At 70.9% G+C, this 26,167-nt stretch carries 19 protein-coding genes and 2 pseudogenes; 15 read left to right on the top strand and 6 right to left on the bottom strand.

Going from position 1 to position 26,167, the window contains the following annotated elements:
- Window positions 1-126 precede the first annotated feature (126 nt).
- Complete coding sequence (locus OG285_RS02325) at window positions 127-1,176, bottom strand: LacI family DNA-binding transcriptional regulator (protein ID WP_371789996.1); 1,050 nt, start codon at window positions 1,174-1,176, stop codon at window positions 127-129.
- Between the two features lie 133 nt (window positions 1,177-1,309).
- Between OG285_RS02325 and OG285_RS02320 the strand changes: the two genes are divergently transcribed.
- On the top strand, window positions 1,310-3,937 hold the full coding sequence (locus tag OG285_RS02320) for a PA14 domain-containing protein (RefSeq protein WP_371789995.1): 2,628 nt from the start codon (window positions 1,310-1,312) through the stop codon (window positions 3,935-3,937).
- 63 nt (window positions 3,938-4,000) lie between these two features.
- Here OG285_RS02320 and OG285_RS02315 read toward each other — a convergent pair whose 3' ends face one another.
- The 3 genes and pseudogenes from OG285_RS02315 to OG285_RS02305 form a co-directional block, all read right to left on the bottom strand.
- A complete protein-coding gene (locus OG285_RS02315; RefSeq protein WP_356831760.1) occupies window positions 4,001-4,327 on the bottom strand; it encodes a hypothetical protein in 327 nt (108 codons plus the stop codon).
- Window positions 4,309-4,827 (bottom strand): TRIC cation channel family protein, encoded by a 519-nt coding sequence (locus tag OG285_RS02310; protein WP_356831460.1) that lies wholly within the window; start codon window positions 4,825-4,827, stop codon window positions 4,309-4,311. Before OG285_RS02310 ends, OG285_RS02315 begins: the two co-directional genes overlap by 19 nt.
- Window positions 4,828-4,849: 22 nt before the next feature.
- Window positions 4,850-5,014 (bottom strand): annotated as a pseudogene (locus OG285_RS02305) (alkyl sulfatase C-terminal domain-containing protein); the annotation flags it as partial.
- A 109-nt stretch (window positions 5,015-5,123) separates the two neighbouring features.
- Here OG285_RS02305 and OG285_RS02300 point away from each other — a divergent pair.
- Both OG285_RS02300 and OG285_RS02295 read left to right on the top strand, forming a co-directional pair.
- Window positions 5,124-6,428, top strand: a pseudogene (locus tag OG285_RS02300) (hypothetical protein); the annotation flags it as partial.
- A 541-nt stretch (window positions 6,429-6,969) separates the two neighbouring features.
- On the top strand, window positions 6,970-9,312 hold the full coding sequence (locus OG285_RS02295) for a GH92 family glycosyl hydrolase (protein ID WP_371789994.1): 2,343 nt from the start codon (window positions 6,970-6,972) through the stop codon (window positions 9,310-9,312).
- On the opposite strand, the gene OG285_RS02290 is transcribed toward OG285_RS02295, so the two are convergent.
- Window positions 9,245-10,567, bottom strand: coding sequence for an MFS transporter (locus OG285_RS02290; RefSeq protein ID WP_371789993.1), 1,323 nt, complete (start codon window positions 10,565-10,567; stop codon window positions 9,245-9,247). The genes OG285_RS02295 and OG285_RS02290 overlap by 68 nt on opposite strands.
- A 73-nt stretch (window positions 10,568-10,640) precedes the next feature.
- Here OG285_RS02290 and OG285_RS02285 point away from each other — a divergent pair, with 73 nt between their 5' ends.
- A complete protein-coding gene (locus OG285_RS02285; protein WP_371789992.1) occupies window positions 10,641-11,414 on the top strand; it encodes a helix-turn-helix transcriptional regulator in 774 nt (257 codons plus the stop codon).
- Window positions 11,415-11,455: 41 nt separating this feature from the next.
- On the opposite strand, the gene OG285_RS02280 is transcribed toward OG285_RS02285, so the two are convergent.
- Window positions 11,456-11,872, bottom strand: coding sequence for an SH3 domain-containing protein (locus tag OG285_RS02280; protein ID WP_356831450.1), 417 nt, complete (start codon window positions 11,870-11,872; stop codon window positions 11,456-11,458).
- Window positions 11,873-12,147: 275 nt separating this feature from the next.
- Between OG285_RS02280 and OG285_RS02275 the strand changes: the two genes are divergently transcribed.
- The 11 genes from OG285_RS02275 to OG285_RS02225 all read left to right on the top strand — a co-directional run bounded on the left by OG285_RS02275 (window position 12,148) and on the right by OG285_RS02225 (window position 26,152).
- Window positions 12,148-13,602, top strand: coding sequence for an SDR family NAD(P)-dependent oxidoreductase (locus OG285_RS02275; RefSeq protein ID WP_371789991.1), 1,455 nt, complete (start codon window positions 12,148-12,150; stop codon window positions 13,600-13,602).
- 297 nt (window positions 13,603-13,899) lie between these two features.
- Window positions 13,900-14,100 carry a hypothetical protein gene (locus OG285_RS02270; RefSeq protein ID WP_203600357.1) on the top strand — a complete coding sequence of 67 codons (201 nt, stop codon included), beginning with the start codon at window positions 13,900-13,902 and terminating at the stop codon, window positions 14,098-14,100.
- Between the two features lie 198 nt (window positions 14,101-14,298).
- Window positions 14,299-16,686: an alpha-L-fucosidase gene (locus tag OG285_RS02265; protein WP_371789990.1), complete on the top strand. Its 2,388-nt coding sequence runs from the start codon at window positions 14,299-14,301 to the stop codon at window positions 16,684-16,686.
- 147 nt (window positions 16,687-16,833) lie between these two features.
- Window positions 16,834-18,906, top strand: a complete 2,073-nt coding sequence (locus OG285_RS02260; RefSeq protein ID WP_371789989.1) for a SpoIIE family protein phosphatase — start codon at window positions 16,834-16,836, stop codon at window positions 18,904-18,906.
- 133 nt (window positions 18,907-19,039) lie between these two features.
- On the top strand, window positions 19,040-20,416 hold the full coding sequence (locus OG285_RS02255; RefSeq protein WP_371789988.1) for a wax ester/triacylglycerol synthase family O-acyltransferase: 1,377 nt from the start codon (window positions 19,040-19,042) through the stop codon (window positions 20,414-20,416).
- Window positions 20,417-20,435: 19 nt separating this feature from the next.
- The gene (locus tag OG285_RS02250; protein ID WP_371793433.1) at window positions 20,436-21,392 is read left to right on the top strand and encodes an aldo/keto reductase; all 957 of its coding nucleotides are present in this window, start codon (window positions 20,436-20,438) and stop codon (window positions 21,390-21,392) included.
- Window positions 21,393-21,398: 6 nt separating this feature from the next.
- Entirely contained in the window at window positions 21,399-22,238 is an 840-nt protein-coding gene (locus OG285_RS02245; protein ID WP_371789987.1) for an amidohydrolase, read from the top strand.
- A 61-nt stretch (window positions 22,239-22,299) separates the two neighbouring features.
- The gene (locus OG285_RS02240) at window positions 22,300-23,052 is read left to right on the top strand and encodes a LytR/AlgR family response regulator transcription factor (RefSeq protein WP_371789986.1); all 753 of its coding nucleotides are present in this window, start codon (window positions 22,300-22,302) and stop codon (window positions 23,050-23,052) included.
- A gap of 66 nt (window positions 23,053-23,118) precedes the next feature.
- Window positions 23,119-23,481, top strand: coding sequence for a hypothetical protein (locus OG285_RS02235; RefSeq protein WP_356831435.1), 363 nt, complete (start codon window positions 23,119-23,121; stop codon window positions 23,479-23,481).
- Window positions 23,478-24,968, top strand: coding sequence for a cation acetate symporter (locus OG285_RS02230; RefSeq protein ID WP_371789985.1), 1,491 nt, complete (start codon window positions 23,478-23,480; stop codon window positions 24,966-24,968). The genes OG285_RS02235 and OG285_RS02230 overlap by 4 nt, the downstream gene beginning before the upstream one ends.
- Complete coding sequence (locus tag OG285_RS02225) at window positions 24,965-26,152, top strand: histidine kinase (protein WP_356831431.1); 1,188 nt, start codon at window positions 24,965-24,967, stop codon at window positions 26,150-26,152. The genes OG285_RS02230 and OG285_RS02225 overlap by 4 nt, the downstream gene beginning before the upstream one ends.
- The last annotated feature ends 15 nt before the right edge of the window (window positions 26,153-26,167 follow it).

Here is a 26,167-nt window from a genome sequence, read left to right as displayed (position 1 = left end):
GCAACGAGGCACGGGAGGCGGGCTCGTACGAGTCGACTCAGCGTTCCGGGCCACTTTTTACAACGTTAGAAGGGTCCTGTAAACCCTCCGCGTACCTGACAACCCGATACCGCTCCCGATACCGCGTCACCGGCGCCCCAGCGTGCTCTCCCGCTCCACCAGCCGGAATTCCGCGATGAGTTCACGACCTGCCGGTGTGCCGGCCACGTGTTCCGGCTGCTGGTCGGGACCGCTTTCGGTGCTCTGGAGACCGCCGATGACCGACTCCACCGCGAGCCGCGCGATCGACTGCTTGTCCGGCGCGATGGTGGTGAGGGTGACCGCGCCGAATCTGCCCTCAGCGATGTCGTCGAAGCCCACCACCGCCACGTCCCACGGCACCCGCAACCCCCGCTCCGAGAGCACCCGCATCGCACCGACCGCGACCAGGTCGTTGTAGGCGAAGACGGCGTCCGGACGCTGGCCCGAGTCCAGCAGCCAGGCCATCGCCTGCGCTCCGTCGCCGCGGTCCCAGCCGCTGGTGGGGGCCACCAGCGCGTCGGGCGCCGGCAGTCCGGCGGCGGTCAGCTCGTCGCGCCAGCCGCGAAGCCTCAGCTGGGCGGGCCTGTTGATGCGGTCGGTGCGTGCGCCGAGGTACGCGATGCGGGTGCGGCCGAGTCCGATCAGGTGCCGCACCGCCCTGCGTGATGCCGCGATGTTGTCGATCGCGATGTGGTCGTACGGGAGGTCGTACTCGCGCTCGCCCAGCAGCACCAGCGGGGCGTCGTGGATCCGGCTGCGCAGGTCGTCGGCCTCCAGCTCGATGGGGGAGAGGATCAGGCCGTCGATCACCCGCCCCCGGAACCCCTGACTGACCAGGATCTCCTGTTCGCGCTCGCCCCGGGTGTGGTCGAGCAGCACGGTGTAGTCGTGCTCGGCCGCCGCGTCGATGACGGCCCCGGCGAGCTCAGCGAAGTAGGGGTTGCCCAGTTCGGGCACGGCCAGCGCGAGGATTCCCGTGCGGCCTTTCCGCAGGTGGCGGGCGGTGAGGTTCGGTACGTAACCGAGCTCGTCGATCGCCGCCTGCACCCTCGCCCGCATCGCCGGAGTGACGTGCTGGTAGTTGTTCACCACGTTCGAGACGGTCTTGATCGAGACGCCCGCGAGCCCGGCGACGTCCTTGAGGCTTACGCCCACTGAGTCTCCCCTCCGAGTGGTCCTGCCGCTGGACAGCAGGCAGGAGTCGTGCTCTCATGCCAACTGCCGTTCCTTCCAACGTTGTACAGACTGTTGCAACGAGCCGCCACCCTTCCTCACCAAAGGAGGATCCGTGCGCACCAGAAGAAATCTGGCCCTACTTCTCGCCGCCGTCACCGGCTTCGCGGGGCTCTCCGCGATACCGGCCGCGTCCGCCGCTCCCGCCGCGTCCGCCGCTCCCGCACACCCGAGCCCCGCCGTCACCGCCCACGGGCTCAAGGGGGAGTACTACACCCAATCGGCCCCGGGAGCCTTCGACTTCGCGCAGCTCAAGGCCACCGGATTCGATCCGGACATCGACTTCCCCACCCTGGAGTCACGGCTCCAGTCCGCCACCGGCCAGTCGGACAACGACAGCGTCCGCTGGACGGGGAAGATCGTCCCGGAGAAGTCCGGCGCCCACACGTTCTCGATGATCGGCGACAACGGCTTCCGGCTCTGGATCGACGGGAAACCCGTCATCGACCACTGGGTCGACGACTGGGAGAAGGAACAGACCTCCCAGCCAGTCGAGTTGACCGCGGGCAAGGCCTACGACATCAAGATCGAGTACTTCGAGCACGAGGGCGGTTCCGATCTCCATCTGAAGTGGACCCCGCCGGGCGGCACCAAGACGCCGGTCCCGCAGTCGGCGTTCCGGCTGCCGGACGGGTACGACTACGACGGTGCCATCGCCGCCACCGTCCTGAAGTCCGGCCGCACCCTCAAGCTGGACTTCGCGCAGAAGCTCGCGCCCCCGCCCGCCCGGCTGGCGGGCCATCTCGATGCCGTCATAGGCGGCGCGACCTGGCCGCTCGGCGCCGTCAAGGCGGACCCCGCCGACGCGCACAGCCTCACGGTCGCACTCAGGCAACCCGTCGTCGGCAAGAAGGGCGGCGGAGCCAATGGTCTCGCGGACGTCAGCTACGACGGACAGGGTGCGCTGAAGGGCCAGGACGGCAAGGCGGTCGGAGCCTTCTGGTCGAGCGGTGCCAACAACTCCGAGTACGAACTGCGCACCAAGTGGGCCGACGACGTCAGCCCCTCCAACGCCCACCCCGAGTACCCGAGGCCCCAGCTCACCCGTGACGACTGGCGGAACCTCAACGGCAGCTGGCAGTTCGCCGCCGCGAAGGCGGGCGAGAAGCCGCCGGTCGGGAAGAAGCTCGCGGAGAAGATCCTCGTTCCGTACCCGGTGGAGTCGCAGCTCTCCGGGGTGGAGCGGCACGAGGACCGGATGTGGTACCGGCGTACGTTCACCGTGCCCAAGGGCTGGAAGGTCGGCTCCGGCAAGCGGCTCCAGCTCAATTTCGGGGCGGTCGACTGGCAGGCCGAGGTGTACGTCAACGGCACGAAGGTCACCGAACACAAGGGCGGCTACGACAAGTTCGGCGCGGACATCACCGACGCGCTGAAGCCGGGCCGCACTCAGGAAGTGATCGTCGGGGTCTACGACCCGACCGACGCCAAGGGCGGCGAGAATCCGCCCATGGGCAAGCAGCGCCTCGACCCGAGCGGCATCTGGTACACGCCGTCGTCCGGCATCTGGCAGACCGTGTGGATGGAGCCGGTCGCTGCCGACCACGCGGACTCGCTCAAGCTCACCCCGGACATCACGGCGCAGAAGGTGGCCGTCGATGTGCAGGGCGTCCGCAGCGGGGTGCCCGTCACGGCCACGGCATACGACGGGAAGCGCAAGGTGGGCACCGCCACCGGCCGTACCGGCGCCGCACTGGACGTACCCGTGCCCAAGCCGCACCTCTGGTCCGCGGACGATCCACACCTCTACCAGCTCAAGGTCACCGTGGGATCCGACCGGGTCGGCAGCTACTTCGGAATGCGCTCGATCGCGGTCGAGAAGGTGAACGGCACCCCGCGCACCGTCCTGAACGGCAAGCCGGTCTTCATGATGGCCACCCTCGACCAGGGATTCTGGCCGGACGGCCTGCACACCGCGCCGACCGACGAAGCCCTCGCGTACGACCTCAAGATGCACAAGGCGATGGGTTTCAACGCGGTCCGCAAGCACATCAAGGTCGAACCGGACCGCTGGTTCTACTGGGCGGACAAGCTCGGTCTGATGGTCTGGCAGGACATGCCGGCCATGGAGGCGGGCACCAACCCGTCCCCGGCCGCCCGCACCGAGTACGAGCACGAGATGAAGCAGATGATCGACCAGCACAGCAGTCACCCGTCGGTCGTCATGTGGGTGACGTTCAACGAGGGCTGGGGCCAGTACGACATGGCGCGCATCGCCGACCAGGCCAAGGCGTGGGACCCGACGCGGCTGGTCAACAGCATGTCCGGCATCAACCTGGGAGCCGACGGCGGCACTGGCGACATCATCGACGAGCACGGCTATCCGAGCCCGGCCCTGCCGGCGCCCGACGGGAGACGCGCGCTGGTCAGCGGTGAGTACGGCGGACTCGGGCTGGCCGTTCCCGGGCACGCCTGGGCGGTGCAGCAGTCGTACGTCGCGGTCGACCCGGCCACGTACACCGACGACTACCTCGCCAAGCTCGACGAGGTGCGCAAGCTCGCCTGCCAGGGCAGCAACGGCGCCGTCTACACCCAGATCTCCGATGTGGAGGGCGAGTTGAACGGGCTGATGACCTACGACCGGAAGATCGTCAAGCCCGATGTGAAGCGGGTCAAGGCCGCCCAGGACGCGCTGATCCACGACGCGTCACAGGCGGTTCCGGCAGGGTGCCCGGCCTCCTGACCGGTCCGGGGGCCCCGGACCGCGTGTGGTCCGGGGCTCCTGGAGCCTGCCCGGCCGCTCATGTCACGACTGGTCGTGACGGTCGCTCTGTGCCGGCCTGCCGGACGGTGCGCCGGCGCCGGGCTCCTCGTGGGGTTCGACCGTCAGACCGAGCAGCCGCAGTTCGCGGGTGGATCTGCCCGCGATCTTGCGGCCGAGGAGCGGGCGGCCGTCGTCGTGGCGGTAGACGCCGACCGGTTCGGCGGCCAGCGGTTCCTCCCAGGCCCGGTACAGGGCGGTGAGGCGGATCGTGAAACCCGCCAGGAAGGCGAGCGGCGCGCTCGCGGCGCGCGGCAGCCCCGCCTGGTCGAGGGCGATCCACACCGCTCCGGTCAGCGCGGCGATGGCCACGGACCACTCGCCCGGACGAACTGCTTGGGCGGGACACCGCAGGAGATGTCGATGAGGAAGCGCCCGGTGGTGGGGCCCACGACGGCGAGGGCGAGGGATCCCAGGACCGGCAGGCCGACATCCACGCCGGTCTGCGCGCCGACGATGGCGTACCAGGGCAGCGCGAAGGAGGTGACGAACTGGAAGAGCCCTTCGCGGAACAGCTGCCCTTTGTCGTAGGCCAGGTGGTAGCCGACGAACCCGGCGAGCAGGCACAGGGCGATGTGCGACGAGTTGGTCAGCGCCGCAGGGACGCGACCCACCAGTACGTCGCGGCTCACTCCGCCACCGATGCCGCCGAGCAGCGCCATCAGCAGGATGCCGACCACCGTGAAGTTCTTGTAGTGGTCCGGGCGGCGGGCGAGCAGCGCGCCGTTGAGGGCGTTGGTGGTGGCAGCGACCAGGTTGATGAACGTGCCCCCACCGGTGAATGCGAAGGATCCGAAGCCGACGGGCCCCATCGCCGGCTGCTGACGCGGTGTCGGTGCTGCGGTGGGTGAGGGCCCCGTTGGGCAGCAGCAGGTGCCAGGTGCGGCCCTCGTCGGTGACGTTCCAGGTCATCGAGAGCTTCTCGTCCCACGCGCGTGGCCCGTCGACGGGTACGGCGAGCGAGCCGATGAGCATGTCGGCGGTGAGAGCCATCGCCATCTCGGGATTGGTCATCTCCAGCGTGGTCCGGTCGGAACTCTTGACGCGAGCCCGACAGGAACCAACAATGATCGCGTTCTGACAACGTTGTCCAGGGAGGCGGAGCGGCGTGTCGCACCACCCGTACGAACCGAGCCGACGCCGATTCGCCCAACTGCTCGGCCTGTCGGCCGCGTTGGCGGCCGCTCCGCTGGTCACGGGCGCGCCACCCGCCGCAGCGGACAGCGGCCGGCCCGCCCGGGGCGCACAGCCCGGGCACCCGGATCCCCCCGACGCGGTGGCCGGCACCTACTACCGGGTCCTGCTCGCCCACACCCGCTGGTCCGAGACCCAGTGGGACGCGCAGTCCGGCCACTACACCGCCACCGACTTCGGCTTCGCCGTCGTCCTGGGCAACGCGGTCCTGCTGACGCGCGGACACTACGATGCCGACGCCGCCGGGACGGACCGGGAGACCCTGCGCACGCGGACCCTCGCCACGATCCGGCACTTCGCCGCGTCCAACCGGCTCACCGGTGGCACCGAATGGGGTCGCACGCTCTTCTTCGACACCACCTTCCAGTCGTACTTCATCCTCGCCGCCCGGCTGCTCTGGACAAGCCTCGACGCGGAGACCCGGCGCAACGTCGACACCATCGCCCGTGCCCAGGCCCGGTACACGACCGCCCTCGGCACCGGCGACGACCCCGGGTCGGGCAGCTGGACCCCGCACGGTGCCTCCGGTGGCTTCCAGGGCGACACCAAACTGGAGGAGATGGGCGTCTACGCCCAGTCGCTCGCACCGGGAATCGCCTGGGCACCCGGCGACCCCCAACGGGACGACTGGCGCGCCGCGTTCGGCCGCTGGAGCCGCAACGAGGCCGGGCTGCCCGCCGCCGACCTCGCCAACCCGGCCCGGGTGGACGGCGTCCCGGTCGGCGACAACACCGCGCAGAACCTGTACGACACCTTCATCGTCGAGAACCACGGCTCGTTCGGGCCGCACTACCAGGCCGAACTGTGGCGCACATCGGGCCGCAACGCCGCCCACTTCATCACCGCGGGACAACCGCTGCCCGAGGTCCTCACCGCCCAGCCGAACGCCGGCCCGCTCTGGGAGACCCTGCTCATGGTGATGAGCGACGCGGGCGAACCGCTGATGCCGATGGTCGAGGACCGCGAGCACCTGTACGGACGCGATGTCATTCCGCTCGCCTTCCTCGCCCAGGTCGCCGGGGACCGGGCTGCGGCCCGCGCGGAAGCCGCGCTGGCCGGCCGGCTCCTGGCGTACCAGGCGTATCCGCCGCAGTACCGGATGGCGAAGTTCTCCGGGGAGCCCAAGTACGAGCCCGAGGCCCGCGCCGAGATCGCCATCAGCTATCTGCTGCACGAGTGGCGCGCCCGCACCGGCGCCCCGGTGCGCCCGCTACACCGTCACCGCTCCCGGCGGCCGAAGTGCCCGGGTGACCCTGCGCTCCGGACGCCGGTACGAGGTCAGGGTCGCGGGAGTCATCCCGTACCCGCTCACCGATGCCGCGCTGGGCCGGACCACCTTCCCGACCGCTCCGCTCCCGCCGGGCATGTCGGACCCGGCGGCCGCGGTCGACGGGGCACGCCACACGTCGTGGACGCCGGGGCCCGGCGGCCGGATGGTGGTCGACCTCGGTTCCGTGCGGCGGGTGAGCGCGGTGCGGGCCGCGTGGACCGGTGGCCGGACACCGGTCGCGCACGCGGAGCTGAGCGCCGACGGTACCGGCTACCGGCCGGCGGGTGAACTCACCCGCCGTGGTCACGAGAGCGGACTGAGCACGGACGGTTCCGCCCGTTATGTTGCCCTTGCCGTCCCCGGCTGGCGCCACGGCGACGCGACGCTCGTCTCGCTCAGCGTCTCCTGATCCCGCGCTCTCCATCCCGACCGCCCCCCCCAGACCCGGACACGCCTGGTTCGCCCTTCCTACTCGTGGAGGTCTCCACCCATGTACTGGACACAACGGCTGCGCGGCGCAGGGACGGCCGTTGCCGCCGCCGCGCTCATCGGCGGGGTTCTCGCCGTGCCGGCGGCCGGGGCCGCCGGCGCCCGTCACGGCGGTCAACTGACCGATCTCGTCAACCCGTTCATCGGCACGGAGAACGAAGGGAACACCTACCCGGGCGCGGCGGTGCCCTTCGGGATGGTCCAGCTCTCGCCGGACACCGGGCACAACACCGGCTACGACCACGCCCAGAACGAGATCCGCGGCTTCTCCAGCGTGCACATCTCGGGGGTGGGCTGCGGCCTCGGCGGTGATCTGCCCACCCTGCCGACCACCGGCGACGTCACCGAGACCGACTACGCCAAGTACGCGGCGAAGTTCAGCCACGACACCGAGAAGGCGAGCCCCGGCTACTACAAGGTCGGCCTCGACTCCGGCATCACCGCCGAACTCACCGCGACCAGGCGCACCGGGGTGCAGCGCTACACCTTCCCCGCCACCGACAAGGCCAACGTCCTGCTGAACGCGGGCCAGTCGCTGCACAAGACGGTTTCCACCTCCGTCGAGGTCCTCGACTCGCGCACCATCCGCACCGCCATCACGGGCAGCGGATTCTGCCAGGACACCAAGCCGTACACCCTGTACACCGTCACGCACTTCGACCGGCCCTTCACCACCTCGGGCACCTGGAAGGACGGCACCGTCACCAAGGGCTCACGGAAGTCCACCGGGACCGGCGGCAACGGCGCCTGGGTGCGCTTCGACACGTCGAAGGACCGCACGGTCGAAGCCACCACGGCCATCAGCTACGTCGACGCGACGGGCGCGGCCCGCAATCTGCGCGCCGAGGGCGGCAAGAGCTTCGACCGTGTCCGGCGCGCGGCGCAGACGAGCTGGGAGGACCGGCTCGACGACGTCCGGGCGCAGGGCGGCAGCGACACCCAGCGCCGTACCTTCTACTCCTCGCTCTACCGGTCGTTCCTCGCGCCCAACATCGGCAGCGACGCCGACGGCCGGTACACGGGCTGGGACCAGAAGATCCACCGGGCCAAGGGGTTCGACTACTACCAGAACTGGTCGTTGTGGGACACCTACCGCACCCAGACCCAGCTGCTCTCCCTCCTCGCCCCGCGCGAGGAGAGGAACATGGCGATCTCCGTACTGAAGATCGACGAGCAGAGCGGCTGGCTGCCCAAGTGGGGCTACGGCACGGTCGAGACGAACATCATGACGGGTGACCCGGTCACCCCCTTCCTCACCAACGCCTACCGGCAGGGGCTGCTCAAGGGGTACGAGGAGCAGGCCTACCGCGCCCTCAAGAAGAACGCCGACGGGACCCCGCCGGCCGATTCCCCGGCGGTCGGCCGTGAGGCCAACGTCCAGTATCTGAAGGACGGTTTCGCGCCGTACATCAAGGACCGCACCCATGTGAAGCCCGGCGACTCGGACTTCGACCACGGTGCATCGGCCACCCTGGAGTACGCGCTCTCCGACGCCATGCTCGGTCAGATGGCGGGCGACCTCGGACACAAGGCGGACGCCATGCGCTACGCGGCCCGCGCTCAGAGCTACCGCAACATCTTCGACCCCTCGACCGGATTCTTCCGGGCCCGTGACGAGAAGGGGAACTTCACCGGACCCGCCGACCCGGCGCAGGGCGAGGGCTTCCACGAGGGCACGGCCTGGCAGTACCAGTGGATGGTCCCGCAGGACCTGTCCGGCATGGTGGACCTGATCGGCGGCAAGGACGCGGCCAACAAGCGCCTCGACTCCTTCTTCGCCTACGACCAGCTGCTCGCCGACCCGGCGAAGACGGCCACCGACGTGTGGGTCAACGGCCCGTACGACTACTACAACGCGGACAAGTACAACCCGCAGAACGAGCCCGACCTGATCGCCCCGTACACCTATCTCTCCACCGGCCAGCCGTGGAAGACGACCGATGTGGTCCACGCCGCGCTGACGCTCTTCACGGACGCTCCGACCGGTATGACGGGCAACGACGACCTGGGCACCATGTCCGCCTGGAACGTCCTGTCCTCCATCGGTGTCTTCCCGGTCCAGCCCGGCACCGACACCTGGGGTCTGTCGACGCCCGCCTTCCAGCGCGTCGATCTGAAGCTCGACCGCCGCTACTACCCGAACGGCGGCTTCACGGTGAAGGCGCCGGGAGCCTCCGACACCGACCGGTACATCCAGTCGGCCGCCGTGGACGGCGCCGTCCACGCGAAGACGTATCTCACCACCGACGAGATCCGCTCGGGCCGCACCCTCTCCTTCACCGTCGGAGCCAAGCCGTCCGACTGGGGTACGGACGCCTCCGCAGCCCCGCCCGCCGTTCACTGACCGGCCGACCGGGACCGCCCGCTCCCGCACCAGGGGGCGGGCGGTCTCCTTCGCGTGCGGGCAGGACACCGACGATCAGACCGGCCACGGCCGCGACGACTCCTGTGGCCACCACGGCGGCCCAGCCGCCGCCCGCCCATGCCAGCGAACCCGCAAGCGATCCGAGCGCGATCCCGAGAAAACGGAAGGTGAAGTAGAGGGTGTTGAGACGGCTGTGGATACGCGGGTCCAGGGTGAAGAGCACGGTCTGGCTGACCGCCTGACCGCCCCAGACCCCCACATCGAGGACGACCACCCCGGCCACCAGCCACCAGAACCGGGTGCCGCCCGGCAACAGGACCAGCCACCCCGCGACGACCAGCCCGATCAGGGCGGCCAGCGCACCGCGACGGCCGATCCGGTCGGCCAGCCGCCCGGCGAACGGCGAGAGGAGAGCACTGGCCGCCGCGACAAGACCGAACAGCCCGACGCCGGTCGGCCCGACGCGGTAGTGCTGCTCAAGGAGGAAGGTCAGCGTGGTCCAGAAAGCGCCGAACGCGATACCGACCAGCGCCCCCGACACGGTGATGCGCCGGACCAGCGGATGGGCCAGGAACAGCCGCGGCAGCGAGGAGAGGGTGGCCCGGTACGAGGCCCCGCCGCTGGAGACCGGGACGTACGGCAGGGCCCGGCGCAGCACGAGCACCAGCAGCAGGGTCAGCAGGCAGGAGCATCCGAACACGGCACGCCAGCCCGCCAGTTCGGCGAGGGAGCCGGAGTAGGCGCGGGACGCGAGCACGCCCATCAGCAGGCCGCCCTGCACCGTGCCGACGATCCGCCCGGCACCCGGTCCGGTCCGCCCGTCACCCGCCAGCGCCACGGCGAGCGGAGTGACCAGCTGCGGGACCGGCGACAGCAGACCGACGGCCAACGACGCGACGACGAGCCAGCCCACCGAAGGGGCCAGCGCGCACCCGGCGAGCGCGACGGCGGAGGCCGTGCCGAGTCCGAGGATCAGCTTCCGCCGGTCATGGCTGTCGCCGGCCGGTACGAGCAGCAGGATCCCTGCCGCGTAGCCGAGCTGGGTGGCCACGGGTACGGCCGCGAGCGCGTCGGGCCGGGCCCCGAGCGACGCGGCCGCCGCTCCCATGAGCGGCTGACTGAGATAGACATTGGCGGCAGTGACGGCGCTGGTGGCCGTGAGCAGCAGGGTCAGCCGCCGGGCCCGGTTGCCGCTCGCGCGGCTCTGGCCTGCTGAAACGTTGGGTTCGATCACATGGATCGACGTTAGGGCGGGCACCCGATGGCATACTTTCTCCGCTACGCCATTGTCTATCGAGAATGCGCCAATGTACGGGAAGAGCGAGCAGCGCGACGACTACCAGTCGGTTCCCCGACCGCTGGCGGCCATGGCCAGGGACCTGCCCGACGGCCACCACATCCCGCCGCACCACCACCGGCGCGCCCAGCTGATCTACGGCACGACCGGAGCCATCACCGTGGTCACCGGCCACGGGGCCTGGGTCGTCCCGGCCACCCGCGGCGTCTGGGTGCCGGCCGGCCTGACTCATGAGATGAGCTGCGCGGGGGCGGTCGCGATGCGCACCCTGTACATCGAGCCGCAGCCGGACCTGCCCCGGGAGCCGACCGTCGTCTCGGTGTCGCCGCTGCTGCGCGAACTGATCGAGGAGGCCACGCGGCTGCCGGTGGAGTACGACCCGGAGAGCCGCGACGGCAAGGTCATGGAATTGCTGCTCCTCCAGCTGACCCCGCACCCGGTCCCCGCGCTGCACCTGCCCGCCCCCGCGGACGCCGCTCTCGCCCCGCTCTGCGCGGCGGTCGTACAGGACCCTGGCGCCATCTGGCGGACGACGGAGGCCGCGGCCTTCGCGCATCTGAGCCCGCGCACCCTGCAGCGCAGATTCCCGGCCGCAACCGGAATGAGCCTGGCCCGCTGGGTGCAGCAGGCCAGGCTCATTCACGGGGTGACACTTCTCGCCAGGGGGGTGCCGGTCACCTCGGTATCCGGCGCGCTGGGTTATGCGACACCGAGCGCCTTCACCGCGATGTTCCGCCGTGCACTCGGTACGAGTCCCACCGGGTACTTCGCCCCGGAGTGCTGAGCGTGCCGGGCAATCCGGACGCGCTCCGCCCATGAGGCTGATCAGCCCTTGGCACCCTTCGGCACCGAGTTGATCAGGTCGGGGCTGCTGCGCAGGACGTCCTTGCAGTAGTTCACGTAACCCGTGTTGTCCACGTAGCGCGCCGAGATCCAGACGTTGGAGTCACGGAGCAGGTACCAGACGGTGTTGCCGTCGATGTTCTGGGCGCGGACCTTGCACTTCAGGCCCACCTGCCGGTGGTAAGGCAGGGATCCCTTCTCCGACGAGTCCGTGCTCGGGAACTGGCGCTCGATCAGGCCGGTGGGGGAAGTGACCGTCCCGTACGGGCGCGGCGGGGCGGCCTGGGCCGGGGCGGCGGCCATCAGCGTGGCTCCGAGGGCCACGGCCGTGGTGAGCGCGCCTGCGCCCGCGATGATGTTGCGGCCGCGCACGGTTCGGAGGACAGCGGTTGTGGACAAGACGGTCTCCTGTTTCTTGAAGCGCAATGACACTCATTGGCGCAACTGGGACATTACGCCGCAAAGTGCCCAACGAGTTGCAGGAAACGCGGTGTTGGGCCGAACGTGTGAGGGTGAATTCCGCCTTCGCTGACCGGCGGAGACCGGTGCGCCGCCGGCGTCGCGAGCTGGGTGCGCGGCCGCTGTTTTTGGCATCCCGCCCGGCTGCGTATATCTTCGTCAGTTGGTCGATGGCCGACTGCTGACCTGGGGCTACGGAACACAGAGGAACGACGATGACGGTGACAGAGGACAGCCAGGCATTCGGCCCCGGCATCGATCCGGAGCGGCTTGCCCTCTGCCTCAGCGTGCTCGACGAGCTGGACAAGATCGACGTCGATCATCCGGACGCCATCGCGGTGCGCCGTGCCACCGCCGGTGTCTACCGCACCGTGAAGCAGCGCCGCAGGCAGGAGCGCCGCGCCGCGAAGACCGCCCACGACAAGGCCGTCACCGAAGCCACCGCGACCGGCTCCGCCGAGCGCATCGACGACGAGACGCAGGGGGTGCTGCCGTCGTCGAGCGCCGTCGGGGAGATCGCGGGCATACTCCAGCGCCCCCGGTCCTGCTACATCTGCAAGACCCGGTACGTCGAGGTCGACGTCTTCTACCACCAGCTCTGCCGTGACTGCGCTGCGGAGAACCGCTCGCGCCGCGACGCACGCACCGATCTGACCGGCAAGCGGGCCCTGCTCACCGGGGGCCGGGCCAAGATCGGCATGTACATCGCGCTGCGGCTGCTGCGCGACGGCGCCCACACCACCATCACCACCCGCTTCCCGAAGGACGCGGTCCGCCGCTTCAAGGCGATGCCCGACAGCGACGAGTGGATCCACCGTCTGAAGGTCGTCGGGATCGACCTGCGCGACCCCGCCCAGGTCGTCGCACTCGCCGACTCGGTCGCCGCCGAGGGACCGCTCGACATCCTGATCAACAACGCCGCGCAGACCGTGCGCCGCTCCCCGCAGGCGTACAGCGAACTGATCGCCGCCGAGACCGCGCCCCTGCCCGCGGGTGAGCTGCCCTCGTCGCAGGTCATCGGCGCCTTCGGCAGCGGGGCGCAGGTCTCGCTGCCCAGCGCCAGGCCCGGTGGGCTGAGCGCCCAGGACGTGGCCGAGCTCGCGCTGGTCACCGGCTCCGCGTCGCCAGCCCGGATCGAGGCCGGTACCGCGATCGACGCGGGCGGACTCGTGCCGGACCTGCACGACACCAACACGTGGGTCCAGACCGTCGAGGAGGTCGACGCGGTCGAGCTGCTCGAAGTCCAGCTCTGCAACTCCACCGCGCCGTTCATCCTGATCAGCCGGCTGCGCCCGGCCATGGCGGCAGCGGCGGCCGGCCGCACCTATGTGGTGAACGTGTCCGCGATGGAGGGCATCTTCAGCCGCGGCTACAAGGGCGCCGGCCATCCGCACACCAACATGGCCAAGGCCGCGCTGAACATGCTGACCCGCACCAGCGGCCAGGAGATGTTCGAGTCGGACGGCATTCTGATGACCGCGGTGGACACCGGCTGGATCACCGACGAGCGCCCGCACCCCGACAAGATGCGCCTCGCGGACGAGGGCTTCCATGCCCCGCTGGATCTGATCGACGGCGCGGCCCGGGTCTACGACCCCATCGTGCGCGGCGAGGCGGGCGAGGACCTGCACAGCGTCTTCCTCAAGGACTACGCCCCCGCGAACTGGTAGGGGCGCGGGCTCCGATCCGTCGGCCGACGCCACCGGTCTGTCCTTCCCCGGAGTGCCGTCGGGCGGATTCGAGCGGATCATGGCCGGATGGAAGGCCTTCTGAACAGAAGGCAAAGAAAACTTGGCCATCGGACTGGGGCCCCTATCGAGCGGAACCCCGCTCATTTGGTTACTCTGATGCAGACGGACAGTCGATGAGGTCCCACCAAATCTCTCGTCCCGTCCTGGGACAGGCACGCACCACGGCCGCGGTCCCGCCAGGAAACCGGCGCCACCGCGTCCGAACTGCCCCTGTCCATGCGGTTACGCGACACAAAGGAGTGCGCGGTGACATCAGAGACCATCACGAAGCGCGAGCAGCGCCCGGCGGAACGTACCGGGACTGTCCGGCCCGAGAAGCTCCTCAATCTCGACGTCTGGGCCAGGTCGGCCCCGATCCGGCTGGCCGGCTACGAGGACGACCTCGCCGAGCCCCACATCCTGCAGGGGATCGACTGACCGCTGCACGCACGCCCTGACGGCCCGCTCCGCATCTGGAGCGGGCCGTTCGCGTTGCGCGGGCGGAGGTTCCACCGAAGGCGTGGGTCGGCTCCCGTCAGGCATCCGATGTCTGATGGGGGGATTATTTCTCTGTGTTGCGTTCTAGGCTGTCGAGTGTATTGACAGGCACTCGTCATGCTCCAATCATCGGACCTCATGACCGAACTTCCAAGACGCCATGTACTCGGAATGACGGCGGGGGCGGCAGTCGGCGCCGCCCTGCTCGCCCCGGCCACGGCCGACGCGGACACCGGCACCCCGGGGCCCCGGACCCCCGGTACGGGAACGGCGGTTCCCGGCACACGAACGAAGAGCGGCTGGGGAGCGGTTCCGGCCGCGGTCCCCGTACCGCTCGACCAGTGGTTCGACAACGACGGCATCGACACCGCTGACGCCCGCGGCGGTGACTTCGACGGCTCCGGCTACACCTTCCCCGGTGAGGAACTGCCGTCCGGCACCGTGCAGTTGAACGGCATCGGATTCGATCTCCCCGCCGCGACCGCAGGTGCCAAGAACAACATCGTCGCCCTCGGGCAGCGGTTGGACGTGCCCCGGGGGCGCTATCTGTCCGGGGCGTTCCTCGTCGCGTGCAGCTACGGGGAGGTGTCCGGCCAGGCGACCCTGCACTACGCGGACGGCTCCACCGGCAGCGCCGGCCTCGGCGGACCCGACTGGTACGCGGGCAGCGGCCCGCTCACCGCCCCGTACCGATACACCCCGTCCGGCGGCAAGGATCAGCATCAGGTCGTTCTCGGGGTGTCCGAACTGGCCGTCGACGCCACCAGGGAACTGGTGGGGATCACCCTGCCGAAGACGAATCCGGCCGAGGCTGACAAGTCGGCACTGCACGTCTTCGCCCTCTCGCTCCAGCCCGCGGCCGAGGGCCGGGCGCTGGCCGTGCGGGATGCCCACTCCACCACCAGCCTGCTCGAATCGGGCGCCCAGAGCGTCGAGGCCACCGTCGTCAACGCGGGCACGGTCGCCGTGCGCGGCTCCGACGCGCTCACCCTCTCCGTCGAGGTCCAGGGCGCCCGTACGGTCGTCCCCGCCCGGGTGCCACGGCTCGCCCCCGGCGATCAGGCGCGGGTGCGGATCGGTATCCGCAGCAAGCCCGGGGTGAAGCCGGGCACCGCGCGCGACGGCCGCGTCGTGGCGCACGGCCGCGGCTCCGACGCGGCCGCGGCGGCGAGCAGGCTCACCCTCGGTGTGCCGGAGTTCGAGGCCACCGATGCCTCGCTCTCCACGCACCGGGCGCCGTACTGGTTCCAGGACGCCAAGTTCGGGATCTTCATCCACTGGGGTGTCTACTCCGTGCCCGCCTGGGCCCCGGTCGGCAAGCAGTACGCCGAGTGGTACTGGAACCAGATGCAGGACCCCAGCAATCCCACATACGCCCACCACCGCGACGTCTACGGCGAGAACTTCAACTACGACGACTTCATCCCGAGGTTCACGGCGGAGAAGTTCGATCCGCGCTCCTGGGTCGAGCTGTTCCGGGACGCCGGTGCGCAGTACCACGTCCTCACCTCCAAGCACCATGAGGGCTTCGCGCTGTGGGACACCAAGGTCTCCGATCGCAACGCCGTGAAGATGGGGCCGAAGCGCGACCTGGTGAAGGAGCTGTTCGACGCCTCCCGCCGGTACGCGCCGGAGCTGCACCGGGGGCTGTACTTCTCGATGCCCGAGTGGTTCAACCCGGACAATCCCTGGAGCGGGGAGCTCTATCCGCCGCGCAATCCGTACACCCTCGACCCCGTTCCGTACACCGGCTACACGGCGGGCAAGGACTACATCAAGGACTACCAGGCGCCGCAGATGCTGGAGCTGATCCACGGATACGACCCCGAGGTGCTCTGGTGCGACATCGGCGGGCCGAACGACAGTCACCGGGTGCTGGCCGAGTACTACAACAACGCCAAGGACCGGGCGCGGCCGATCGGGGTCGCCGTCAACAACCGGTCCGGCATCGGGCCGCACGACTTCACGACCCCCGAGTACGCGACCTACGACTCGATCGTCACCGACAAGTGGGAGGCCAGCCGGGGACTCGACCCCTACAGCTACGGCTACAACCAGGCGACGCCGGACAGCATGTACATGTCGGCGGAGGAGATCGTCCACACGCTCATCGACACGTCGAGCAAGAACGGGAACTTCCTGCTCGACATCGGGCCGCGTGCCGACGGCACCATCCCGGAGATCATGCAGACCAGGCTGCGCCAGACCGGCAAGTGGCTGGAGGTCAACGGCGAGGCCATCCACGGCAGCACCTACTGGGCGCGGATGCCGCAGCTCGGCGAGGATCTGCGGTTCACGGTCCGGCCCGGCAAGGCGTTCTACATCCACTCGCTGGTCCGGCCGGGTGCCGCGCTGACCGTCGAGGCGCCGGTGCCGATCCGCAGCGGGGACCGGGTGACCATGCTCGGTTACCGGCGGCCGCTCACCTGGCGTACAAGGGGGGACAAGCTGGTGATCGACGTGCCCGCGGGCGCGCGCTCCGCCGGTGAGTACGCCTGGGTCTTCAAGGTCGAGCAGAGCGGGTAACCGGTCCGGGGTCCGCCGGGGTGCCGATTCCGGCGGACCTTGCCCCTTGCTCCTCGCGCCGGTCGCGGCTCGCAAATAGAACAGACATTCCCGTATTCGGTGGTGGGACCCCTCGAAGAATGGTGCAAACCATGACAGAGTGATCGCATGGTTGAACGGGCAGAGGGCGCCCTGTCCCTACCGTCGGACTGGCCCGCCCACCCCGATCTGAGCCTTGCCCTCAACCGCATGGGCAGCTTCGACTGGGACCTCGACACCGGGCTGATGCACCTCGATCAGGCCGCCCTTGACGTGTTCGACCTCTACGCCGACGAGTACGACGGCCGTCCGGAGACCCTCGCCCGCCGGGTGCCGCCCGACGAGTCGTCCCGCCTGGATGTCATGGTCTCCCAGGCACTCAAGAGCGGAGCCACCTTCTACGGCGTGTATTTCCGGCTGCGCCGCCGCGACGGTTCGCTGCGGTGGGCCCATACGCAGGGCGCCGTCCGGCGTGATGTCTCCGGCCGTCCGCACCGGATCATCGGCATCGTCAGGCACGCGGCCCAGGAGCTCGCGGACGCCGCGGTCCGTATCGCCCTGGACGACGAGGGCCGGCGAAGAACCAGCGTGGTCGCGGGCACCACCGCGGCCCTGGCCCATGCCCGTACCGTCCAGGACGTCATCGATGTGCTCAACGACGCCCGGGGGCTCGAATACCTCGGCGCGACCAGCCTGGTGGTGGGGCTCATCGACGGCGGGCGGATCCGTCTGGTCGCCGACGGGCCCGAGGGAAGCTTCGTGCCCGGCACCCGCTACACCCGGGTGGACGAGCAGTTCCCGATGGGTGAGGTGATCCGGACCTTCGCGCCCCGCTTCATCGAGTCGGCGCACGACTTCGCGGTCTCGTACCCCGGGCTGTGGCCGCACATCAAGGGCCTCGGCATCACCTCGGCCGCCTATCTGCCGCTGATCGCGCAGGCCAGGCCGATCGGCGCGATCGGGCTGCTCTACCGCGACAAGGTCGGCTTCAGCCCGGACGAGCGCGATCTGCTGATCGCGCTCGGCAGCTCCATCGGGCAGAGCCTCCAGCGGGCCGTGCTCTTCGAGCAGGAGCACGACCTCGCCCAGGGGCTCCAGCAGGCCATGCTGCCGCGCCGGATACCCGAGGTCACCGGCGGACAGGTCGCGGTCCGCTACCGCTCCGCCGGGATGGGCCGGGACATCGGCGGCGACTGGTACGACGTGATCCCGCTGCCCGGCGGCAGGTTCGGCATGATCATCGGGGACGTGCAGGGCCACGACACCCACGCGGCCGCCGTGATGGGCCAGCTCCGCATCGTGCTGCGGGCGTACGCCGCCGAGGGGCACAGCCCGGCGACCGTGATCGCGCGCGCCTCCGACTTCCTGCACCAGCTGGACACCGACCGCTTCGCGACCTGTCTGTACGCGGAGGTGGATCTGGCCACCGGAGTGGTCCAGCTGGTCCGCGCCGGGCACGTCGATCCGCTGCTGCGGGCACCGGACGGCACCTGCCGCCGGGTACCGGTGGAGGGCGGGCTGCCGCTGGGGCTCTCGGCCGAGTTCGCCGAGCTCGACTATCCGGTCACCACGCTGGAACTGGACCCGGGCCACACCCTTCTGCTCTTCACCGACGGGCTCGTGGAACAGCCGGGGGCCGACCTGGACGACGGGATGCGGCACCTCACCAAGGTGGTCCGGAGCGGCCCCCGGGATCTCCAGCTCCTCGCCGACCAGCTGTGCGACGTGGTCGACGACTGGGGCGGCGCCGACGACGTCGCGCTGCTCCTGGTGCGCAGGCAGGGGCTGGACGCGCCGCAGAGCGGTGGCAGGCTCCAGCAGCACGTGGCGCAGTCCGATCCCGGCGCGCTCACGGCCGCGCGCCAGATGATCCGGGCGGCGGTAGGGGCCTGGGGTGCGGCGGAGCGCGCCGACGACATCGAGCTGACCGCCGACGAGCTGCTGACCAATGCCCTGATGCACACGGAGGGCGGGGCAGTGATCACCCTCAGGGTGCTGTCCCGGCCGCACCGCCGGCTGCGGGTCGAGGTCGACGACTGCTCCAGCGCACTGCCGCGCCGCCGGGACGCGGGGGAGACGGGGGTGTCCGGGCGGGGGCTGCTGCTGGTGGACCGGCTCGCGGACCTGTGGGGGGTCGAGTCACGGGGTGGCGGCAAGTGTGTCTGGAGTGAATTCGCGGTACCGGACAGGACGTCGATGTGAGGGATACGAGATGGTAACTGTCAGTATAGAGATCGTACTTGATCGTAACTGACCTATGGGGCCTGACTGCTGCATCCCGGGTGTCTGTCCATGGCATCGCGCGGCACCGGCTCCCGACGACATCGAGGATCTGTTGAGCTCCGAGCTGCTGGCCCCGCTTGATCTCGCGTTCTGGCACCTCGAATCCCCCGAGCACCCCATGCACCTCGGGGCCCTCGCGGTCTTCGGGCCGGGCCCCGCCCCGGGGCCCGGCCCGAAGGAGGTCATGGACCTGCTGGCGGAGCGCGCCGCCGCGATCCCCCGGCTGCGGATGTGCGTACGTCCGGTGCTGCTGCCGCTCGGCGGCGCGGCCTGGTCCGAGGACAAGCGCTTCGACGTACGCCGTCACGTGCGGCACGCCGCCCTGCCGGACGGCGACTTCGCCGCCGCGGCCAACGGGCTGGCGGGCGAGCTGATGGAGCGGCCGCTCGAACGCGGGTGCCCGCCCTGGGAGATGTACGTCCTGAGCGGGCGCCCCGGTGACCCGTTCGCCGTCCTGGTGAAACTGCACCACGCGCTGGCCGACGGGATGCGGGCCGTGGCGATCGGCGCAGGGATCTTCGACCAGATCGCGGGCGGACGCGGCGCCGGCGGCGGGCCGGTGCGTCCCGTGCCGCCCCGCTCACGGGTGCCGGGGCCCGGCAAGTTCGCGGGATTCGCCAGGGAGCGGATCGAGGAGCTGGGCCGGGCCGTGGGGATCGGGGCCTCCGTCATGCGGGCCAGTCGCATCGACCTGTGGGCCGGATCCGCGCTGGCCGCCAGCTCCAGCGGCACCCGGCGGCTCGCCACCGCCGTGCTCGACCAGCACGACGTGCTGCGGGTGCGCAGGGAGGCGGGCGGCACCGCCAACGACGTGCTGCTGGCGGTGGTCGCGGGCGGGCTGCGCCGCTGGATGCTGGAGCGCGGCGAGCGGCTGCCGGGAGCCGATCCACGCGCCCTGGTGCCGGTGTCCCGGCGCCGGCCGGGCTCCCTGCCCGGCTCAGGCAACAAGCTGTCCGCCTATCTGCTCGGGCTGCCGGTGTCCGAACCCGACCCCTGGCGGAGGCTCGCCCGGGTCCGGGCCGCCATGGACCGCAACAAGGCGGCGGGACCCGCGCGCGGTGCGGGTGCGGTGGCCGTCCTCGCGGACCGGCTCCCCCCGCTGGCTCACCGGGTGGGCGCCCAACTGGCCGGTAACGCGGCGCGGATGCTCTTCGACGTCCTGGTGACCAGCGTGCCGCTGCCGCGCTCGACGCTGTCGCTGGGCGGCTGCCCGCTCCGCGAGCTGTATCCGCTGGCGCCGCTCGCGCACGGGCAGTCCCTCGCTGTCGCGCTCTCCGCCCACGGTGGGCGGGTTCACGTCGGCCTGGTGGCGGACGGCAAGGCGGTGCCGGATGCGGGACGCCTCGCCCAGTGTTTCTCGGACGAGCTGGCCGAACTGCTGAAAGCAACGGGCGAGAGATCACGCACGGGTGTTGACGCCCTGAAGTGATCCGATGAATATTCGTGTCATGCGGCGCAACAAGATCGGAAATGGCACGGTCGACGTCACCGAACTGTCCTTCGGGGCAGCGGCGATCGGCAATCTCTTCGCCCCGGTGGACTCTGCGGAGGCCACGAGAGCGGTGGATGCTGCCTGGGAGGCGGGTATCCGGTACTTCGACACCGCTCCGCACTACGGGCTCGGCCTCTCCGAGCGGCGGCTGGGGGACGCGCTGCGCGACCGGCCCCGCTCCGCGTACGTGATCTCGACCAAGGTCGGACGACTGCTGGAACCCGGACCGGACGAGGGCGACGACCTCGGAAACGGGTTCGCCGTGCCCGCGACCCATCGCCGCGTCTGGGACTTCAGCGCGGACGGGGTGCGGCGCAGCATCGAGGACAGCCTGGTCCGGCTCGGCACCGACCGGATCGACATCGCCTACCTGCACGACCCGGACGACCACGCCGAGGACGCCTTCCGGCACGCCTACCCCATGCTGGAGCAGCTGCGCTCGGAGGGGACGCTCGGCGCGATCGGCGCGGGGATGAACCAGACGGCGATGCTCACCCGCTTCCTCCGCGACACCGATGCCGACGTGATGCTCTGCGCCGGGCGCTGCACCCTGCTCGACCGGTCCGCCCTCGACGCCCTGCTGCCCGAGGCACAGGCGCGCGGCAGGAGCGTAGTCGTCGGAGGAGTCTTCAACTCCGGACTGCTGGCCGACCCCAGACCGGGCGCTCCGTACGACTACGGCGCAGCCCCGGCCGGCGTCCTCGACCGGGCGCTGCGGATGCAGGCCCTCTGCGGGCGGTACGGGATTCCCCTGCGCGCCGCAGCCCTCCAGTTCCCCCGGCGCCACCCGGCGGTGGCGAGCGTGCTCGTCGGCACCCGCTCGGACGCCGAGGTGCGCGACGCGGCCGAGATGCTGCGGCTCGACATACCGGAGGCGCTCTGGGACGAGCTCCTCGGGCTGCGGGAGGACTGAGAGCGGATGCGGATCATCGACGCCCACCACCACGTGTGGGACCTCACCGTGCGCGACCAGGACTGGATCACCGGGCCTGAACTCGCCCCGCTGCGAAGGAACTTCACGCTCGGTGAACTGGCGCCGCAGGCCCGGGCCGCGGGCGTGGCGGCCACCGTCCTCGTCCAGACGGTCACCGTCGCCGACGAGACCCCCGAGTTCCTGGCCCTGGCCGCGCGGAACGACCTGGTGGCCGGAGTCGTCGGCTGGACCGATCTCACCGACCCCGGCATCGCGGACACCCTCGCCGCGATGCGTGAACTGCCCGGCGGCGCGGGCCTCGTGGGCATCCGCCACCAGGTGCAGGGCGAACCGGACCCCGGCTGGCTGCTGCGTCCCGACGTCCGGCGCGGGCTCGCCGCCGTCGCGGCGGCCGGGCTGGCCTACGACCTGATCGTCCTCGACCACCAGCTGCCCGTCGCCGCCGCCGTCGCCGCGCAGGTTCCCGAACTCACCTTCGTACTCGATCATGTGGGCAAGCCCCCCATCGCCGGCGGGGCGCTCCAGCCCTGGGCGTCCGACGTACGCGCCCTGGCCGCCCGCCCCAACACCGTCTGCAAGCTCTCCGGTCTGGTCGCCGAAGCGGGCCCGGACTGGACGACGGACGGACTCCGTCCGTACGCCGACACGGTGCTCGAAGCCTTCGGCCCCGGCCGGCTGATGTTCGGCTCGGACTGGCCGGTCTGCACCCTCGGTGCCTCCTACGGCGAAGTCGTCGACACCGCACACCGGTTGACCGGCCGGCTGAGCGACGCCGAGCGCACCCAGATCTTCGGGTCCACCGCCGCACGGGTCTACGGGATCTGAGCCCGCATCCGCCACGGCGCCCCGGGATGCCGCATGTCCGGGAGGCCGTACACTCCGGGCCATGCTGCGCGTACTGGCCGTGGACGACGAGGAGCCCGCTCTTGAGGAGCTTCTCTATCTGCTCCGCAGCGACGCCCGGGTCCACAGTGCGGAGGGCGCGCTGAGCGCCACCGATGCGCTGCGCCGCATCGGTGGCGCGCTCGACGCGGGGGCCGATGACGCGGCGGCCGTCGACGTCGTCTTCCTCGACATCCACATGGCCGGGCTCACCGGCCTCGACATCGCCCAGCTGCTCGCGGGGTTCACCCGGCCCCCGCTGATCGTCTTCGTCACCGCGCACGAGGGTTTCGCCGTGCAGGCCTTCGACCTCAAGGCTGTCGACTACGTACTGAAACCGGTCCGCAGGGAACGCCTCGCCGAGGCCGTCCGCCGGGTCGCCGAACTCGTCGGTGACCGGGCCGCCCCCGTCCTGGACCCGGCCAACGACCAGATCCCGGTCGAACTCGGCGGTGTCGTCCGCTTCGTCGCCGTCGCCGACATCAGCTACGCCGAGGCCCACGGCGACTACGCGCGACTGCACACCGCCGACGGCAGCCATCTCGTCCGCGTCCCGCTCTCCGTCCTGGAGGAGCGCTGGCGCTCACGCGGGTTCGTCCGGATCCACCGCAGCCATCTCGTCGCCCTGGACCGCATCGACGAACTGCGCCTGGACGCGGGCTCCATGAGCGTCCGGGTCGGCCCGGCCGAACTCCAGGTGAGCCGGCGCCATACCAGGGCGCTGCGCGACCGTCTCATGCGGCGGCCCGCCCCCTGACCCCGCACGAGTGCTCCTTCTCCGTATCCCTCCCGGCGGCTCGCCGCGCTGCGTACACTCCGCGCCATGTCCGCAGAGCAGCTACCCCGACGCGAGACCGTGACGGGCGAGCCCCGGCGGGTGCGGCCGCTGCCCCGCCGCCGGGCGCAGTCGGAGATCGAAGAACAGACCGCGCTCGGCGACGCCTACGTACGCTCCCTGATGCGCGGACAGCTCCGCGCCGGACTCGGCGCCTTCACCCTCGTCGCGCTCCTCGCCGGCACCCTGCCGCTCGCCTTCGCCGCGCTCCGCAGCGACCTGGCCGTCTGGGTCGTCCTGGGCCTCTGCGCCTACCCGCTGCTGGTGGCCGTCGCCTGGTGGTACGTCCGCCGGGCCGAGCGCAACGAAGAGGACTTCGCCCGTCTCGTGGAAGGGCACTCCGCCCGGTGAGCCGGACGTACGCCGTGGTGGCGGTGACCGCCGTCGTCCTCGCCACCGTCCTCGTCGGGGGCTTCGGCCTGCGGATCTCCCGTACGACGTCCGACTTCTACGTGGCGTCGAGGACCGTGGGCCCGCGGTTCAACGCCGCGGCGATCAGCGGCGAGTACCTCTCCGCCGCCTCGTTCCTCGGGGTCGCCGGACTCGTCCTCGTCCACGGCCCCGACATGCTCTGGTACCCCGTCGGCTACACCGCCGGATACCTGGTCCTCCTGGTGCTCATCGCGGCACCGCTGCGCCGCTCCGGGGCCTACACGCTGCCGGACTTCGCCGAAGGGCGGCTGGAGTCGAGGCAGGTCCGCGGCCTGGTCGGAATCCTGGTCACCGGAGCCGGTTGGCTCTATCTGGTACCCCAGCTCCAGGGCGCGGGGCTGACCCTGGAGATCCTCACCGGAGCGCCCGGCTGGCTGGGCCCGGTGATCGTCGCCGCGGTCGTCCTGCTCTCGGTCGCCGCGGGCGGCATGCGCAGCATCACCTTCGTCCAGGCGTTCCAGTACTGGCTGAAGCTCACCGCCCTGCTGGTCCCCGCGCTCTTCCTGATCCTGGCCTGGCAGGGCGACGGACGGCCCCGGGTGCCGTCCGCCGGCCCCCAACTGGCCGTCGCCGCGGGCTTCGACCGGGCCGGCCATCCGCTGTACGCGACCTACGGACTGATCGTCGCGACCTTCCTCGGCACCATGGGCCTGCCCCATGTCGTCGTCCGCTTCTACACCAGCCCGGACGGCCGCACCGCCCGCCGCACGACCGTCGTGGTCCTCGCACTGCTCGGCGCCTTCTATCTGCTCCCGCCGGTGTACGGGGCGCTGGGACAGCTGTACACGTCGGAGCTGTCCCTCGGCGGCGACGCCGACGCGGCCGTGCTCCTGCTGCCGGGCCGGGTGATCGGCGGCACCGGAGGAGCACTGCTCGGCGCGCTGGTCGCGGGCGGCGCCTTCGCCGCGTTCCTCTCCACGGCCTCGGGGCTGACCATGGCGGTCGCCGGGGTCCTCACCCAGGGGGCCCGCGGCGTACGGCACTTCCGCCTGGCCACTCTGCTGGCCATGGGCATACCGCTCGCCGTCGCCCTGCTGGTCAGCGGCCTACCGGTCGCCGACGCCGTCGGGATGGCCTTCGCCGTCTCCGCCTCGTCCTTCTGCCCCCTGCTGGTCCTGGGCATCTGGTGGCGCCGCCTCACCCCGCCCGGCGCCGTCGCGGGACTGCTGCTCGGCGGGGGCTCCGCACTGATCGCCGTCGCGGTGACCCTGAGCGGGGGAGTGCGGCCGGGCTGGGCACACACCCTGCTCGCCTGGCCCGCCGTGTGGTCCGTGCCGGTGGGCTTCCTCGCGATGATCCTGGTGTCGCTGGCCACCCCGGGCCGTATTCCGCCCGGCACCAGCGCCGCCATGGCCCGGTTCCATCTGCCCGAGGCGCTGGCCGCGGCACGGGGCGGCGGCCGGTGAGCGGAGCCGCACTGGCCGCGCTGATCGTGCTCGGGCCGCTGCTGCTGGGCGCCGGGTTCCTGCTCGGCCGACGGACCCGCCCCGCGCGCGGCAGCGGCGTCGGCACGCCGGTCGAGCACGCGACGTTCGAGACACTGCACGCCGCATCGCTCGCCGCGCCGCCGCTGCGGGCCGGGCTCACCGGGGAGAGCGCCCGCAAGGCGGCGCGACGGCTGCGCTCCCTGCTCGGCACCGACGCGCTCTGCCTCACCGACGGAGAACGCGTCCTCGCCTGGGACGGCATCGGGGAACACCACCGCGCCCCGGTCATGGAACAGCTGGGCGTCCTCCTGGGGGCCGGCCGGGACCAGGCGTTCAGCAGCGCCTGCGACGATCTGGACTGCCCACTGCGCTGGGCCGTTGCCGTCCCGCTGACCGTCGACGGCCGGGTGCTGGGCGCGCTCGTCGCCTATGCGCCACGCGAGTCGGCGGTGCTCGCCCGGGCGGCCGGTGAGGTGGCCCGCTGGGTCTCCGTACAGCTGGAGCTCGCCGAACTTGACCGATCCCGAACACAGTTGATCGAAGCCGAGATCAAGGCGCTGCGGGCGCAGATCTCCCCGCACTTCATCTTCAACTCCCTCGCTGCCATCGCCTCGTTCGTCCGCACCGATCCAGAGCGGGCACGGGAACTGCTCCTGGAGTTCGCCGACTTCACCCGGTACTCCTTCCGGAGCCACGGGGACTTCACCACCCTCGCCGACGAACTGCACTCCATCGACCAGTACCTGGCCCTGGTGCGGGCCCGCTTCGGGGACCGGCTGGGCGTCACGCTCCAGGTCGCACCGGAGGTCCTGCCTGTCGCGCTGCCGTTCCTCTGTCTGCAGCCGCTCGTCGAGAACGCGGTCAAGCACGGCATCGAGGGGGAGGCGGGACAGAGCCGCATCACCATCAGCGCACTCGACGCGGGCGCCGAGGCCGAGGTGGTGGTCGAGGACGACGGCGTCGGTATGGAGCCGGACCGGCTGCGCCGGATTCTGCGCGGCGAGGCGGGGGTCTCGTCCGGCGTCGGGCTGCTCAACGTGGACGTCCGGCTGCGTCAGGTGTACGGGGACGACTACGGGCTGGTGATCGAGACTGCACGTGGCGCGGGCATGAAGGTGACCCTGCGCATCCCGAAATACCGTGCGGGCGTGCACGGTTCATGATCCCTCCGTCACCGG

This window comes from Streptomyces sp. NBC_01471 (genome assembly GCF_041438865.1).
In the GTDB taxonomy this organism is placed as follows: domain Bacteria; phylum Actinomycetota; class Actinomycetes; order Streptomycetales; family Streptomycetaceae; genus Streptomyces.
The sequence above is the reverse complement of the archived record's forward strand: the minus strand, read 5'-3'. Positions and strand labels throughout refer to the sequence as shown.

Bases quoted from the DNA above. Each gene is read 5' to 3' on its own strand.
- OG285_RS02310 (WP_356831460.1), bottom strand. From the start codon at position 4,827: ATGGGGCCCGTCGGCTTCGGATCCTTCGCATTCACCGGTGGGGGCACG.
- OG285_RS02295 (WP_371789994.1), top strand. From the start codon at position 6,970: ATGTACTGGACACAACGGCTGCGCGGCGCAGGGACGGCCGTTGCCGCC.
- OG285_RS02285 (WP_371789992.1), top strand. From the start codon at position 10,641: ATGTACGGGAAGAGCGAGCAGCGCGACGACTACCAGTCGGTTCCCCGA.
- OG285_RS02275 (WP_371789991.1), top strand. From the start codon at position 12,148: ATGACGGTGACAGAGGACAGCCAGGCATTCGGCCCCGGCATCGATCCG.
- OG285_RS02270 (WP_203600357.1), top strand. From the start codon at position 13,900: ATGCGGTTACGCGACACAAAGGAGTGCGCGGTGACATCAGAGACCATC.
- OG285_RS02265 (WP_371789990.1), top strand. From the start codon at position 14,299: ATGACCGAACTTCCAAGACGCCATGTACTCGGAATGACGGCGGGGGCG.
- OG285_RS02260 (WP_371789989.1), top strand. From the start codon at position 16,834: ATGGTTGAACGGGCAGAGGGCGCCCTGTCCCTACCGTCGGACTGGCCC.
- OG285_RS02250 (WP_371793433.1), top strand. From the start codon at position 20,436: ATGCGGCGCAACAAGATCGGAAATGGCACGGTCGACGTCACCGAACTG.
- OG285_RS02245 (WP_371789987.1), top strand. From the start codon at position 21,399: ATGCGGATCATCGACGCCCACCACCACGTGTGGGACCTCACCGTGCGC.
- OG285_RS02240 (WP_371789986.1), top strand. From the start codon at position 22,300: ATGCTGCGCGTACTGGCCGTGGACGACGAGGAGCCCGCTCTTGAGGAG.
- OG285_RS02235 (WP_356831435.1), top strand. From the start codon at position 23,119: ATGTCCGCAGAGCAGCTACCCCGACGCGAGACCGTGACGGGCGAGCCC.